Below are 14,798 nucleotides of genomic sequence, written 5' to 3'. Positions count from 1 at the left end.
TGAAGCGGAAATCAACTACTATTAAAAACAACAATCTTTTAAAAAACAGCCAAAAAGAAAAATCAAAAAAGGCTTAGAGATATTTTCATCTCTAAGCCTTTTTGACTTTGAAGTTTATGTGATTTGCTATTTGATTTGGTCTGCGATTTACCGTTTTGTACCTTACAAGTAAACCAGTTGTCGAATTTGAAGCGGGGTTTTGTTTGCAAAGGAAAAAATCAATAATCTCCCTTACTGTTCATCTTTTATATCTACAAAAAAGCTGCCATTTTCAAAGCTGCAAAATGAAATATTTTTTATATCGCTGTAGCCTTTTTTTTTCAATTCCTGTCGCAGCCATAAATTTGTTTTTTGGATTCTTTTTAAATTTTCTTCCTGGACTGCCCCATCAATAATAAGCGGTATGGTGATGTCCCCATTTTTATCATTCATATCTTGCTGTCTTTCCATGACGGATAATTTTCCTGAAGATTCAAGAATCGCAAATTCTACATCTGCAATGCTGCGGATATCCTTTTCCCGCAATTGGAGAAGAAGATCATCAAAGTTGTAGCGCTGTTTCCTCATCGCATGTTCATCTATTTTTCCATTTTTAATGATAATACTCGGTTTTCCATCCACGATATCCCGAAATTTCTTACTTTTTAATGATAAAATTGCCAAGCCAATTTGAATTAGCATTAACAACACCATTGGAAGAATGGTAAATAAAATGGAATCCTTTGTATTCTCGATGGATACAGCCGCCATTTCTGCGATCATAATAAAAACAACCAGGTCCAATATGCTTAATTCTCCGATTTCCCTCTTGCCCATCATTCGAAAAATAATCAAGATGAGTGCATAAAAAACAATCGTCCTCAAAATAATGATTCCGTAAACTCCCATGTAATATCGCCCCTCACTTACTTCAGCTTTTATTTTCCACATAGATAGCAAAGAAAATAAGTGGGATTATTTTCCGTTTCTTCTTAGCCTTGGCTTTGAAAAATTTTGATTCTATTTTTATTTCTCCAGAATATGCTTGTACTAGGGATAGCTGTTTGCCTAGGCCCAATTCCCTTTGAAAGCAGCTAAAAAAGAAATTTGCCTGTAGGCATTGGTTGGGAGGGGACGAAAATCGAATCGAAAAGTATTGGATCATCTCTTTTGTACGGTTTGATTTTTATTTTTGTGTTTGCGGTAGCCAGCAGCCTGATTTTTTCATTAATCCTGCGATTTACTTCTGTCCGTGAAATTTCCTTGCAGTATATCGTTACGGCCGTATCTTTCATCGGCCTGTTCGGAGGAGGATTTTTATCTGGAGGCAAAGGGAAACAAAAGGGCTGGCTTGTCGGTGGTTTAACGGGATTAATGTATTCTGTCATCGTCTTTTTATTTCAATACCTCGGCTATGACCGTCTATTTTCCGGAGAACAAATCGTCTACCATGTTTGTTATATCCTTATTGCCATGATGGGCGGCATCCTGGGCGTAAATATTTCAACCAGTTCAAGAAAGACAGCATAATGAAAAAAGGAAGCCATTATCTGGCTTCCTTTTTCAGGTCTTATTTGGATAACTTATCCTCTGTCGCTTGAACAACATCACGAATTGCAGAACGGTCATATGTAAGACGGCTTCCATCACCGCATTTAATTACGACAGTGCTTTCATCAATTGCATCAACAAAACCATGTAATCCACCAATTGTTACTATTCTGTCACCCTTTTTAAGATCGCTTTGCATCTGACGCACAGATTTCTGGCGTTTTTGCTGCGGACGGATCAATAAAAAGTAAAACAGCACAAACATTAAGATTAATGGTCCTACTGTTCCTAAAAGTCCTCCACCCATTTCTTTCCCTCCTTTCAAAAAATATCTATTAGAAATTTTTAGCGTCAGGCTTATTGAAGCCATAACGTTCAAAAAATTCTTCCCTAAAATCACCCAGCCGGTCTTCACGAATTGCCTGTCTGACCTGCTCCATCAATTTTACCAGAAAGTAAAGATTATGGTAAGACGTTAAACGGATCCCAAATGTCTCTTCAGTGCGAATCAGGTGTCTGATATACGCCCTGCTATAATTTTTGCATGTATAGCAGTCGCAGTTCTCATCAAGCGGACCAAAGTCACGGGCAAATTTTGCGTTTTTAACTACAAGGCGGCCAGAGCTTGTCATCAGTGTACCATTTCTGGCAATTCTAGTAGGCAGTACGCAATCAAACATATCAATCCCGCGGATGGCTCCATCAATTAATGAATCAGGAGACCCTACACCCATCAAGTATCTTGGTTTGTTTGACGGTAATAAAGGCGTTGTGAACTCCAGAACCCGATTCATGACATCCTTTGGTTCTCCTACTGATAATCCTCCTACAGCATAGCCAGGGAAATCAAGTGAAATGAGGTCTTTTGCACTTTGTTTACGCAGTTCCTCGAATTCCCCACCCTGGACAATACCGAACAAACCTTGGTCCCCAGGACGCTGATGGGCATTGAGGCAGCGCTCTGCCCAGCGGGATGTACGTTCCACTGACTTTTTCATATAATCAAAGGTTGCCGGGAATGGCGGACATTCATCAAAAGCCATCATGATATCTGACCCAAGGGCATTTTGAATTTCCATCGCTTTTTCAGGTGATAAAAACAATTTATCGCCGTTCAAATGATTTCGGAAATGAACTCCTTCTTCCTCAATTTTACGGAAGTCACTTAAACTGAAAACCTGGAATCCGCCTGAATCGGTCAGAATCGAGCGATCCCAGTTCATAAATTTGTGCAGCCCGCCTGCTTCCTTAACTATTTCATGGCCACGTCAGCCATAAATGGTATGTGTTGCTCAAAATAATATTCGCACCCATTTGTTTAAGTTCTTCAGGTGACATTGTTTTTACAGTCGCAAGTGTCCCTACAGGCATAAAAACGGGTGTCTCGAACGATCCATGGGGAGTATGGACGATTCCCAGCCGGGCCCCGTCTGTTTACAGGTTTTTATTAATTCATAGCGTATTGCAGTCAAAGCTTTGTCTCCTTCCATTGTTGCATTTGCAATTGAATCTAGATAATCAGCATGGCATCGCCAAAGCTGAAAAATCTGTATTTCTCCTTCACCGCCGTATTATAGGCATGCAGGACGTTTTCCCTTCCAGCTAACGCACTGACGAGCATGATTAAAGTTGATTTAGGCAGATGAAAATTCGTCAGCATCCCATCAATCGCTTTAAATTGGTAGCCAGGATAGATAAAGATACTTGTCCAGCCGCTTCCTTCAACAAACATGCCATCATTCGCGGATGCTATTGTTTCCAGTGTTCTGGTTGAAGTTGTACCAACCGTAATGATACGGCCGCCTTCGCTTTTGACCTGATTCAGCAGGCGGGCAGTGCCCTCTGACATGATGTAAAATTCAGAGTGCATATCGTGCTCGAGAACATCCTCCACACTGACTGGCCTAAACGTGCCGAGGCCAACATGCAGCGTAATGAAGGTAACATGTACTCCCATTTCCCTTACTTCATTCAATAAAGACTCGGTAAAGTGCAGTCCTGCTGTCGGAGCTGCAGCAGACCCCGGTTCCCTTGCAAAAACGGTCTGATAACGGTCACGATCATCAAGCTGCTCTTTAATATACGGAGGAAGTGGCATTTCTCCTAATTTTTCTAATATTTCATAAAAAATTCCTTCATAATGAAACTTCAATGCCCTGCCGCCATGCTCGGAGGTTCCCGTGCAAACAGCCGTCAAAAGCCCGTCTCCAAAAGTAATTTCTGTACCTTCCTTTACTCTCTTCGCCGGCTTTATCAGCGTTTCCCATACATCGTCTTCGAGCTGCTTCAACAGCAATACCTCTATTTTTGCGCCTGTGTCGGCCTTTACGCCAAAAAGTCGTGCCGGCAATACTCTTGTATCGTTTAAGACAAGACAGTCCCCAGGTCTAAAATACGCTTTTATACTCGAAAAGGTTTCATTTTTTATTTCACCTGTTTGCTTGTCAAGAACCATGAGGCGGCTATCCGTCCGATTAGTTAACGGTACTTGTGCAATCAATTCTTCTGGCAGATTAAAATCAAACAAATCAACTTTCATATAGACACCCTATCTGTTCATTTTATCGCTTTTCTTAAAATTTGTTGCTTATTAATTTGCAGGTACTTCGATATTAAAATGGCTGTAAACCAGTTCTGTTACTACCCGTCCTCTAGGCGTTCTTTGCAGGAACCCAATTTGCAGAAGGTATGGTTCATACACATCTTCAATCGTTTCTGATTCTTCACCGATCGTAGCCGATATGGTTTCAAGGCCACCGGTCCTCCCCGGTATTTCTCTATTATCCCTAAAAGAAGCTTATGGTCTATATGATCTAGACCCAAACGGTCTACCTGCAATAATTCCAGCGCTTCGTTTGCCAGTATTACATCGATAATTCCATTTCCTCTTACCTGGGCATAATCCCTTACTCTTCGCAGAAGACGGTTGGCAATCCTCGGGGTCCCTCTTGAACGCCTGGCGATTTCAGCCGCAGCCAATTCGTCGATTTCAGTTTCAAGAAGGTCGGATGTGCGGACCACAATACTTTTTAATTGATCCTCCTTATAATACTCGAGCCTGCTTAAAACTCCAAATCTGTCGCGCAACGGAGCTGATAAAGAACCTGCCCTTGTTGTGGCACCGACAAGGGTAAATGGCGGCAAATCGAGTCGCACTGACCTTGCCCAGGCCTTTGCCAATCACAATATCGAGGCAAAAATCCTCCATCGCCGGGTACAATACTTCCTCAATGGACCGGGGGAGCCTGTGGATTTCATCAATAAACAAAACATCACCAGGCTCGAGTGCAGTCAATATCGCAGCAAGATCGCCAGGCCTCTCAATCGCCGGTCCAGAGGTAGTCCGAATATTAACTCCCATCTCATTCGCAATGATCGTCGCAAGTGTTGTTTTCCCAAGCCCAGGCGGACCATATAAAAGAACATGATCCAGTGTTTCCTGGCGAAGCTTCGCGGCTTCGATGAAGATACCAAGATTTTCTTTTACTTTATCCTGTCCGATATATTGTTTTAATGTTTGCGGTCGGAGGCTTTGCTCAAAGGTCAGATCCTGGAGGTTTGCTTCATTTGAAATAATCCTGTCTTCCATTCATATCACCTTATTTTAAAAGCCGCTGTAGGGCTTTTTTAATATATTGGTCAGTTGACAGCTGTTCTTTCTGTAATTCTGGAGAAATCTTTTTTATTTCCTTTTCAGAATAACCAAGTGCACTTAACGCTAAAATGGCTTCCTCAAAAGCTGACGCGCTTTCTGTAGATTTCACTTTGCTTTCTGCATTGAATAAATTCGGGAAAAAGTCAGGAACTATATTTTGAAGCTTTCCTTTTAAATCAAGGATCATCTGTCTCGCTGTTTTCTTCCCTACTCCAGGGAATTTTACCAGAAAGGCTTCATCCTCATTTTCAATTGCCTCGACAACCTGCTCAGGCTGGCCGGATGCCAGAATAGCCAAAGCTCCCTTTGGCCTATGCCTGTCACATTGATTAGCTTGGTAAATAAGGTCTTTTCCTCTCTTGTTTCAAAACCGTATAGGGACATTACATCCTCGCGAACATAATGGTAGGTATAAATGATGATTTGGTTTCCTATTTTACCTGAATAGATAAACGGATTGGGGGTGGCAATTTGATAACCGATCCCGTTATTCTCTATAACAATGTATTCCGGGCTGATGTAATCGACTTTGCCTTTTATAAATTCATACAACACGATTCTCTCCTCTGCTTTGCTGTACCTCATTCTATCATACCTTTTCTCAGTTGAAGAAGAAAATAGTTGCCAAGATGTTTATGATTTCTTTATAATGGGAAAGGTTCAAATTTTCTGACGGGGGTAAAACGAGAATGAAAAAACTACTAGCTCTACTTGCAGTACTTACACTGATTTTTTCAGTAGCTGGCTGTTCTTCTGATAAAACGAAGGACACAACAGTGAAGAAAGAAAACAAAAACGCTTTAACTGATCAAGTAAAAGCAAAAATGTATAATGCAATCAGAATGGCTGAAGGTAAATCAGCAACTGTTTACCAACATGATGTTGCTGCTGATGGTACAACTCCAATTTTAAATCCAAGTTTCGCAGATGAAGCTGCTGCTGAAACATTTTTAACAAAATATTATGGAGAAGACCTTGCAAAGCAAATCGTTGCCTATTACACAACAGGCAAGAAAACGGCTGAAGGACAAACGATTGTAAAAGCAGATCCTTTCTTCGCGCCATCATTCCTTGAAACAACGCAAAAGGATGCTACGTTTGAAGGCGATGCCAATAAAGGCACAGTTAAGACAACAGACCACGGAACATATACAGTTGAATTAAAAGATGGCAATTATATCGTAACAAGCTACCAAAAATAAATAAATGACTAGAAACCAACAAAGACCAGGCAGGATTGCCTGGTCTTTGTTGCGTTAATTTTTTGTTCCCGCTTCAGTCGAGTATTCCTTAAAACTTTCCAAAACATCAACATATCGGTCTTTCGTTTTAATGGGAATGCCCTGCTGCAATTCAGCCTGCTTATTACTCTCAAGCTTTCTAATATCTATTTGAAAAAAGGATTGGATAATTTTTGAGTGGTCCGGCTTTCCATAGTAAATGGTTAAGATGCCCTCTCTGCTTAAACCAAAGTATCCATTTGTTTTTAATAATGGAGATATGTCATCAATTTGCTTTTTAAACACGATTTTCTTACCGTCCATATCTTCCAGCTGCCACTGTTCATATTTCACCCAGAAATCTTCCATGGACCAGATTTTTTCCTTGATCACTTCTTCACTTACTTCTCCATCCAGATAATTCCGCTCAAGGATTACCGTTAAATGTTGGGGCTCCCTTGGTTTTGTATCAAGAATATTACTTGGCTTCTCCAAAGCGGCATGGACAGTTCCAGGAGATCCAGCTGTTAACATGAAGAGAAGAACGATCGCGTTAATGACGCAAGCTTTTAATGCTGTTCTTTTGCCCCTCATGCATGATCACCTCTTTTATTAGATTTTACCGTGCTTCCAATATCTAGTCTGCCCTGTGTGACCATGATTATCCTATATTAGAACACAAGTTTTCTGTGAAACATTTAAACCATATTTTTATAAAAATGGATGCTGGAAACTGGTTTTCTTATGCTGTAATAATTTTGCTCACTTAGATACCACCAAGACTAATATTGGTGTATTCAATGGTAATCGAGTCCGAATCAGAGGGGGTTTTGGCCTTTATCTCACTTATGATGACCATTTCTTCCACCTTAGACATGCGTTTCGGTCTTCATTCCCCTAATGAAGACCATTTTCTGCTCTCGAGGTAGGGATTTCGGTCTTCATTGCTCTTTTGGGTATCTTTTTTGCTGGGTTTTTGGCCATGACCTCGCTTATGAAGACCGTTTCCTTCTCCTTAGACAGGCGTTTCGGTCTTCATTCCCTTTATGAAGACCATTTTCTGCTCTCGAGGCAGGGATTTCGGTCTTCATCGCTCCTTTGGATATCTTTTTTGCTGGGATTTTGCCCATGGCCACGCTTATGAAGACCGTTTCACCTTATTCGGACAGTGTTGATAAACTCAAGGGCAATCAAGTCCGAATCAGAAGATTTCCGAACAAACTCTAATATTAGAATTTGTCCCGAAAACAACAATCCTTGCTAAAAGAGCCAAAAATAAGAAGAAGCAAAGCTATTCGCTTTGCTCCTCACTTTTCTGGATAGCTTGTCAGAAGGTTATCTTGCTCCGCCTTCACTTATATCATTGTGGACATTTCCATTGCGGCTAAAGGTTCCTTCATCCACAATTACGGTACAGGTTTTTCCGCCAAGATACGGTTTTACCGCATCCTTTATACGTCTCTTCGTCTCTTTTGCGCGGGTTTTATCGATTAGATCCACTGCAATGACTACTGAGGTACCGTAAGCGACTGAATGCACATCCTTTACATTTTTCACTGATGCAGCAGCCCTCCTAATATTGTTCATATTGGAGGAAGATCCGGCTTTTCGAATCGTGTTATCAAGATGTCCATGGTAATTGGCATCACTTGTGCTAAAGCGATTATCACGCTGAAAAAAATTCTTATCATGAGCTGCAAGAGGTACTGTAGGATTAGGCGGGTTTCCATTTTCATCTCGGTTCTGCAGATTCAGGTTATTTTGCTGCCCTTCTGCGCCAAGGGTGTGATCCATCATTTCAGTTAATGGCCCATCGTTATCATCCAATACTCTGGCGTTCCCATTTTGATGGTTTTCATTTGAATAATAACCCATGGGCTTTGCATTATTAATTTGCTGTTGCTGTGCCCCAGACCTGGCCTTGTCATTATTGGCGCACCCTGCAAGTCCAACAAAAAGCATGCCCGCAAGTCCCATCATGCATAATTTGTTCAAGCGAAAACCCCCTCCGCTTTCATTGGTGAGCATTTTACTATGCTCATTAATATCCTGCTGCGGACAGGGGGTTTTCATTCTGTAAGTTACGACCATAAATAATTTAATCCAAATATTTTCTTAATTTGGTGTAAAATTTCTGCCTTAAATGAAACTGCTTTAGAGTCAAATCAAGCACTTGCTGAGTATGAGCTGTATTCGTGTGCATTTTATCTTTTATGATCCTGTTCCATTCCCTGAAAATATCGGCAGGATAAGCCAAAGAGAAAAGGAAAGCCCTATCCTTCATTCTTTTTTTGATTTGATCATATTTTTGCAAGTCTTTTAAGGACCAGTCCAGAGAAGGAAGGATCCGATTAACATACTGGATTATATCTACACATTCAGGGCCAATGCTGATCAAATCAAAATCAATCAGCTTTAACCCACCTGATGAATCCCTTAAAAAATTATGGTGGGCCACGTCTCCGTGGAGTATGACGTATGGTTCATCAACAAAATAGCCGCTGTTTTTTTCCATACCATCAATACTCCAGTTTGACCAATTCCTTAACTCTTCCAATACTTCATTTTTTAAAAAGTAATGTAAAAACGTGTGATTCTTTTCAAAAAATTGTGCACGCTCCTGCCACTTTTTTAATAATTGTGCCTTTGGAAGCAAAGTCCTATATCTTTTTTCAAAGGCTTCTGTCACGTAGTGGAATTCACGCAATAAATCCAGCCCTTCTCTCCGTTCACGCTGTGAATGAAAAGAAAAATTTTTTTTATGAGGTTCGATGTATTCTATACAGCCATAGTACATGTTATCGAGCATGAGAGGCTCATTTCCTGTTGGATGAATAAAGGAATATGTGTCATGAAAACCTTCACTTAGCAGGGTGGAAGTGAAGGTTTCTTGAAGCCTTAATCTGTTAAATGACGGATATCCCTTAATGATAAGCCTGCTTTTTGTAGTTTCCACATAAAAAACATATTGGCGGATGGGAGAGAATTTCTTTATTTTCCCTTTAAATTGATTTTGGAAATAGGTGAGGAGACGATTAAAATAAACATCGTCTCCTCTTTTCTTAATCGTCGAATTCACTGCCTTCATCATGGTATCTAGGCATACCATAAGGAGATGTTCCCATTGGGCCCATTCCATATGGATTAATTAATGGCGGTTGACCCATCTGCCCTGAATATGGCGGAGCATATACTTGTGGTCCGCATCCGCAATCTGGATTAGCCGGCATTCCTGCCATCTGCGGATTTACCCCCATTGGCATTTGCCCACCCATCTGCGGATAACCCATTTGAATATTAGATGATTCCATTGATTCCATTGCTCCCGGTACTTGCGGATAAGAACCCATTTGAGGATAATTATATGGCATTTGCCCATATGGATATCCCATTCCTGGATTTCCAAAACCCGGCCCTGGCATGATTGGCGAAACAGGATAGCAACAATCTGGATAAGGAACATAAGGTACTTGAGCTATCGGCATTTGAACTGGCATTGGCTGAGGTACTGGCATAGGCTGTGGTGCCGGTGCGGGCTGCATGATTGGTGCCTGAATGGGCTGTGGTGCTGGCTGAATTATAGGCGCTTGAATAATTTCCTGTTTGAAAATTGGAGCTTCCTTTTTACCTTTTTCCATCCGTGGATAATACATCTGCTCACCCATCATCGGCATTTGTTGTGGCATCATTTGCATTTGCTGCGGTGGCATTTGCATTTGCTGCGGCATCATCTGCATTTGCTGTGGCGGCATTTGCATTTGCTGTGGCATCATCTGCATTTGCTGCGGCGGCATTTGCATTTGCTGTGGCATCTGCGGCATAAATGATGAGGATTCATCTGAATGGTAATAGCCTGGTGCCCCTGAAGGATATGCTGGCATTGCACCAGGGTTTGCCCCCATCATACCTGGGTTTGCCGGAACCATTCCTGGACTTGGTGCCATCATTGCTCCTTGTAAAGGCGCATATGGCATTGCCGGCTGCTGAGGATATCCCCAAGGATAATTAAAGCCAGGACCTGGCATTACAGGTGAAATTGGTACGCAATATTGTGGATACATTGGCTGTTCTACCCCTCCTTGAATAGGCATTTGAATTGGTGATTCAGGAGATTCTGGTTTTATTGGGACTTCCTTTGCTGGAAGAATCGGTGCTGGTGCTGGTGGGAGCTGTGGCTGCTGTTGGGGCTGTTGAACAGACATGTTAGCCATATTCAACATATAATAATTATTAATGTCAATTTCAGGCACTACTGGCTGCGGCATTTTTGGAATATATGGTGCTTTTGGAGCTTCTTTTAAAATGGGCTGCATGGGAGCTTCTTTCACAGGAGCTTCCTTAATCGGCTGTGGTACTGGCTTCTCTTTCGCAAACGGATGCTCAGCAATTGGCATTTCTTTTTTTGTTCCTAAACTGATTGGTGCACCGGGGTTAGATCCCATTTTAGGTGTCTCTTTTTTTACCATACCACCTGAAGTTGGAACTTTCACTTTCATACCGGGCATAATCATATCAGGGTTGCTGAGCTGTGAATTCATCTTTTTCAGCTCTTCAAAATTCACGCCGTACTTCTTGGCGATTTTCCAAAGAGTATCCCCTTTCTGTACGATATGGATCTTCACTCTGATATCCCTCCTATGGCATAAGTCCATATATTGTATGTCAAAATGGGCAAAGTGCTAATAATCTTCTTAAAAAGTTATGCATTCTAATTATAATTTATGTATCGCTGCCCTGTATCCCAAAGAACAAAAGGCGCAAGTGACCTCCGAACAAGCAAAGCATTTTAATTTATAATTTTCCAGACGATTAAAAGGGGCTGCAATGATTTTCACTGCAGCCCTTTTATTAGATATTCAACATTTTTTCAAGCGCCATTTTAGCATTTAACGCGATGTCCTTACTTACTTCAATTATATTATGATTTTTTCCTGATTCGAGACTCTCCAAGCACCATACGAGATGGGGCAAGTCAATTCGGTTCATCGTAAGGCAAGGGCACATATGAGGATTTAAAGAAATAATATTTTTATCGGGATGATTTTTGATCAATCGGCTGACAAGGTTCATTTCCGTCCCGATTGCCCATGAAGAGCCGCTTTCCGCTTTTTCAATCATATCGATAATAAAGCTGGTCGATCCCGCTTCATCTGATAATTCTACCACTTCCCTCCGGCACTCTGGATGGACAATGATTTTCATTTCAGGATTTCGGCTCCGTATATCCGCAATATTCCGAACAGTAAAATTTTCATGGACTGAACAATGCCCCTTCCATAGTATTACTTTAATTTTTAAAGGGTCCCCACTATATTCAAGTATTTCATTATTCGGATCCCATACAGCCATTTCGTCCTGACATACACCAAGATTAACAGCTGTATTTCTTCCTAAATGCTGATCAGGCAAAAACAGAATACGTTCTTTTTGAGAAAATGCCCATTTCACCATGGATTCCGCATTGGAGGATGTCACTGTGGCACCTCCAAATGTACCTACAAATGCTTTTATGGCCGCCGTAGAATTTACATAGGTTAACGGCAGAATCGTATCTCCGAATATCTCCTGCAGCCTAACCCAAGCCCTTTCCGTTTGGTAAATATCCGCCATGTCCGCCATCGAACACCCAGCCCGCATATCAGGCAAGAAAACTTTTTGGTGGTTGGAAGTTAATATATCAGCCGTTTCAGCCATGAAATGGACACCGCAAAACACAATAAACTCTGCTTCTGTATTTTCAGCAGATATTTGAGCCAGCTTGAGAGAATCCCCGATAGCGTCTGCAAATTGAATCACTTCATCTTTTTGATAGTGGTGCCCAGGTATAAATAACTTTTTTCCATACCTAGCCTTAAGTTCCAAAACCCTGAGTTCCATTTCCTCTCTCGTCATTTTTCTGTATATATCCGGAAGCATATTACTATTTTGCAGAGTTTCCAGGATGTTCATTATTCAGCCCCCACTTCGCTATCCCAGGATACCTTCACACTGATATCTAGCGCCCTGGAGGAATGAGTAAGGATTCCAAGAGAAATATAATCAATCCCTGTTTTCCCATACGACTCAAGCTGATCCAGATTGATTCCGCCCGATGCCTCGGTAATGATAGTATCCGGAACAAGGTTAATCCATTCTGCAATTTCTTTTGGAGTTCGATTATCAAACATGATGACGTCTGCTTTTGCTTTAATTGCTTCAAATAATTGCTCTATCGTTTCTATTTCAACTTCCACCTTTATCATATGTCCTAATTGTTTACGGACTGACTCTACGGCTTTAGTGATCGAGCCTGCAAAAGCGATATGATTGTCCTTTATCATTACTCCGTCATAAAGACCATAACGATGGTTAAAGCCACCACCACAGCGGACGGCATATTTCTCCATCATCCGTAATCCGGGAGTTGTCTTTCGTGTATCGCAGATTTTTGTCTTCTTGCTGTTTAATGAGTCCACAGCCATTCTAGTTAAGGTTGCGATACCGCTCAACCTTTGAACCAGATTCAGGATCACCCTTTCTCCTTTCAATAAATCAGATATTTTTCCAGATGCAGCTGCTATTCTCTGACCGTTTTCAAAAAATTCCCCATCTTTTAAAAAAATATCTGTCTTGATTTCCGCGTTTAGAAGGCTGAAACCTGACTCAATGATTTCTTCACCGCAAAAAACCCCATCCTCCTTTGCAATAAACACTATATTTCCCTGTGTATTCTCTCTAAAAATTAAATCACTAGTTAAATCCTGTTCTCCGATATCTTCAATAAAAAACTGTTCAAGTAGTTGCCGCAGCTTTAGTTTGTTCAAGTTGTGTTTCCCCTTTCAACTTATGAATAATTTGTTTTTTGTACCAATCATTATTATTCTCCCTTGGATAATCGCTCCTAAAATGCCCGCCCCTGCTCTCGGTTCGCACCAAAGCTGCTAGGACAATTAATTCTGCTGTGATACACATAAAAATCTTTGTCAGTTCTTCAGCCGAAAATGAATCCAATCCGCCATTCTTATATCCATTAAAATTTCTGAGCCATTTTAGCTGTTTTTCAAGCATTTCCTTTGTCCGAACAATCCCCGCATTGGCCATCATGCTGCATTGTATTTTTTCAATTTCCGGTAATTCGATGGGAGGGGTTATAAGAGGTATTCCCCTTTGTTGAACAAATGGAGCAGCACTTTTATTTTTTGTGGCGTTAATGGATTGAGCTAATTTCCTCCCCTGGAACAGCCCCTCTAATAATGAGTTACTCGCCAAGCGATTGGCTCCATGCATTCCTGTACATGCTGCCTCTCCTATCGCAAATAGTCCCTTAATAGATGTTTGTCCGTTAATATTTGTTTTGATCCCGCCCATTAGAAAGTGGCTGCCTGGGACAACCGGTATCCTTCCATTTGCTGGGGTTATGCCATAAATCTCACAAAGGGCTGTTATTGATGGAAAACGGACTTCAAAATCCTTTATTCCTGTGATATCTAAAAACACCTGGATGCCTTTGTTAATGTAACTATAATTCGTTTGCGAGACGATATGCCTAGGAGCAAGATCCTTTAATGGGTGAATTCCTTCCATTATCGGAATCCCGTCGCCTGTAACCAAAATAGCGCCCTCTCCTCTTACTGCCTCTGAAACTAGTCCCCTTGTTCGACCGTCAATATACAGAACCGTGGGGTGGAATTGTATAAATTCCATATCCGTAATTTCAGCTCCAGCTAAATAAGCCATAGCAATTCCATCACCTGTAACCGTTAACGCGTTTGAGCTATATTCATATAATTCGCCGCAACCACCTGTAGCAATTACGATGTGCTCAGCAAAAAAGCTTTTGATTGTTCCATCCGCGCCTTTGCCCTTTGCACCAATACAGCGGTTGTTTTCCTGATCGATTATAAGCTCATAAACAAAAACATCCTCATCGATGATGATATTAGTTTTTAGACTAGCTAAGAGGAATTCAACCAGATTTTTTCCAGTCCTATCTCCACCCCCATGTACAATCCTCTTTTCACTATGGGCACCTTCCATTCCCAAAAGGAGATTGCCCTGCTCATTCCTGTCGAGGTTGCAGCCCTGTTGAAGTAATTCATTAATAATTCCAGGAGCTTCATGCACAATCTTTTTGACTGTTGATTCCCGGTTATGATTTTCTCCAGCTTCAAGTGTATCCTGTAGATGTTTTTCAGGATGATCTGTCCTTCCTATAGCTGCAGCAATCCCGCCTTGTGCAAGATAAGAATTGGCATTTTCTACATTCGACTTTGTGATAATCCTCACATGCTTTTCCTCGTTCAAGTGTTTGGCTAATTGTAAAGCGGCTGCCCCACTTCCAATAATGAGAACGTCATCATAAATCATATCGCACCTCCTATACTATACATTACAGGTGTCTTGACATATATATT

The 14,798-nt window shown here is 41.2% G+C and carries 12 protein-coding genes and 3 pseudogenes; 2 read left to right on the top strand and 13 right to left on the bottom strand.

Translation table 11 applies throughout. The features are described 5' to 3' along the window. Positions 1-231: 231 nt before the first annotated feature. Positions 232-888 (bottom strand): DUF421 domain-containing protein, encoded by a 657-nt coding sequence (locus tag RCG23_RS18410; protein WP_308176860.1) that lies wholly within the window; start codon positions 886-888, stop codon positions 232-234. A 261-nt stretch (positions 889-1,149) separates the two neighbouring features. Here RCG23_RS18410 and RCG23_RS18405 point away from each other — a divergent pair, with 261 nt between their 5' ends. Next, positions 1,150-1,509, top strand: a complete 360-nt coding sequence (locus tag RCG23_RS18405; RefSeq protein WP_308176859.1) for a TIGR04086 family membrane protein — start codon at positions 1,150-1,152, stop codon at positions 1,507-1,509. Between the two features lie 40 nt (positions 1,510-1,549). Here RCG23_RS18405 and yajC read toward each other — a convergent pair whose 3' ends face one another. From yajC to ruvA, 5 genes and pseudogenes are all read right to left on the bottom strand, one after another. Beyond that, positions 1,550-1,837: a preprotein translocase subunit YajC gene (gene yajC / locus RCG23_RS18400; RefSeq protein WP_308176858.1), complete on the bottom strand. Its 288-nt coding sequence runs from the start codon at positions 1,835-1,837 to the stop codon at positions 1,550-1,552. A 28-nt stretch (positions 1,838-1,865) separates the two neighbouring features. Then, positions 1,866-3,002 (bottom strand): annotated as a pseudogene (gene tgt, locus RCG23_RS18395) (tRNA guanosine(34) transglycosylase Tgt). Between the two features lie 38 nt (positions 3,003-3,040). Beyond that, positions 3,041-4,069 (bottom strand): tRNA preQ1(34) S-adenosylmethionine ribosyltransferase-isomerase QueA, encoded by a 1,029-nt coding sequence (queA, locus tag RCG23_RS18390; protein WP_308176857.1) that lies wholly within the window; start codon positions 4,067-4,069, stop codon positions 3,041-3,043. A gap of 51 nt (positions 4,070-4,120) precedes the next feature. Further along, a pseudogene (gene ruvB / locus RCG23_RS18385) lies at positions 4,121-5,119 on the bottom strand (Holliday junction branch migration DNA helicase RuvB). Positions 5,120-5,129: 10 nt separating this feature from the next. Then, a pseudogene (gene ruvA, locus RCG23_RS18380) lies at positions 5,130-5,737 on the bottom strand (Holliday junction branch migration protein RuvA). Between the two features lie 137 nt (positions 5,738-5,874). Here ruvA and RCG23_RS18375 point away from each other — a divergent pair. Further along, positions 5,875-6,387 (top strand): endonuclease, encoded by a 513-nt coding sequence (locus RCG23_RS18375; RefSeq protein WP_308176856.1) that lies wholly within the window; start codon positions 5,875-5,877, stop codon positions 6,385-6,387. A gap of 54 nt (positions 6,388-6,441) precedes the next feature. On the opposite strand, the gene RCG23_RS18370 is transcribed toward RCG23_RS18375, so the two are convergent. From RCG23_RS18370 to nadB, 7 genes are all read right to left on the bottom strand, one after another. Further along, positions 6,442-6,999 (bottom strand): BofC C-terminal domain-containing protein, encoded by a 558-nt coding sequence (locus RCG23_RS18370; protein WP_308176855.1) that lies wholly within the window; start codon positions 6,997-6,999, stop codon positions 6,442-6,444. A gap of 741 nt (positions 7,000-7,740) precedes the next feature. Further along, positions 7,741-8,400, bottom strand: coding sequence for a YhcN/YlaJ family sporulation lipoprotein (locus RCG23_RS18365; RefSeq protein ID WP_308176854.1), 660 nt, complete (start codon positions 8,398-8,400; stop codon positions 7,741-7,743). Between the two features lie 103 nt (positions 8,401-8,503). Next, positions 8,504-9,514, bottom strand: a complete 1,011-nt coding sequence (locus tag RCG23_RS18360) for a phosphotransferase (protein WP_308176853.1) — start codon at positions 9,512-9,514, stop codon at positions 8,504-8,506. Further along, positions 9,468-11,027, bottom strand: coding sequence for a SafA/ExsA family spore coat assembly protein (gene safA, locus RCG23_RS18355; RefSeq protein ID WP_308176852.1), 1,560 nt, complete (start codon positions 11,025-11,027; stop codon positions 9,468-9,470). Before safA ends, RCG23_RS18360 begins: the two co-directional genes overlap by 47 nt. Before the next feature lie 226 nt (positions 11,028-11,253). Then, positions 11,254-12,354, bottom strand: coding sequence for a quinolinate synthase NadA (gene nadA, locus RCG23_RS18350; protein ID WP_308176851.1), 1,101 nt, complete (start codon positions 12,352-12,354; stop codon positions 11,254-11,256). Beyond that, positions 12,354-13,208 (bottom strand): carboxylating nicotinate-nucleotide diphosphorylase, encoded by an 855-nt coding sequence (gene nadC, locus RCG23_RS18345; RefSeq protein WP_308176850.1) that lies wholly within the window; start codon positions 13,206-13,208, stop codon positions 12,354-12,356. Before nadC ends, nadA begins: the two co-directional genes overlap by 1 nt. After that, positions 13,177-14,751 carry an L-aspartate oxidase gene (gene nadB, locus RCG23_RS18340; protein WP_308176849.1) on the bottom strand — a complete coding sequence of 525 codons (1,575 nt, stop codon included), beginning with the start codon at positions 14,749-14,751 and terminating at the stop codon, positions 13,177-13,179. Before nadB ends, nadC begins: the two co-directional genes overlap by 32 nt. Between the last annotated feature and the right edge of the window lie 47 nt (positions 14,752-14,798).

It is taken from the genome of Neobacillus sp. PS3-34 (assembly GCF_030915465.1).
GTDB lineage: Bacteria > Bacillota > Bacilli > Bacillales > Cytobacillaceae > Neobacillus_A.
This window is presented reverse-complemented; position numbering and strand designations above follow the sequence as displayed.

Bases quoted from the DNA above. Each gene is read 5' to 3' on its own strand.
- RCG23_RS18410 (WP_308176860.1), bottom strand. From the start codon at position 888: ATGGGAGTTTACGGAATCATTATTTTGAGGACGATTGTTTTTTATGCA.
- yajC (WP_308176858.1), bottom strand. From the start codon at position 1,837: ATGGGTGGAGGACTTTTAGGAACAGTAGGACCATTAATCTTAATGTTT.
- queA (WP_308176857.1), bottom strand. From the start codon at position 4,069: ATGAAAGTTGATTTGTTTGATTTTAATCTGCCAGAAGAATTGATTGCA.
- RCG23_RS18375 (WP_308176856.1), top strand. From the start codon at position 5,875: ATGAAAAAACTACTAGCTCTACTTGCAGTACTTACACTGATTTTTTCA.
- RCG23_RS18370 (WP_308176855.1), bottom strand. From the start codon at position 6,999: ATGAGGGGCAAAAGAACAGCATTAAAAGCTTGCGTCATTAACGCGATC.
- RCG23_RS18360 (WP_308176853.1), bottom strand. From the start codon at position 9,514: ATGGTATGCCTAGATACCATGATGAAGGCAGTGAATTCGACGATTAAG.
- nadA (WP_308176851.1), bottom strand. From the start codon at position 12,354: ATGAACATCCTGGAAACTCTGCAAAATAGTAATATGCTTCCGGATATA.
- nadB (WP_308176849.1), bottom strand. From the start codon at position 14,751: ATGATTTATGATGACGTTCTCATTATTGGAAGTGGGGCAGCCGCTTTA.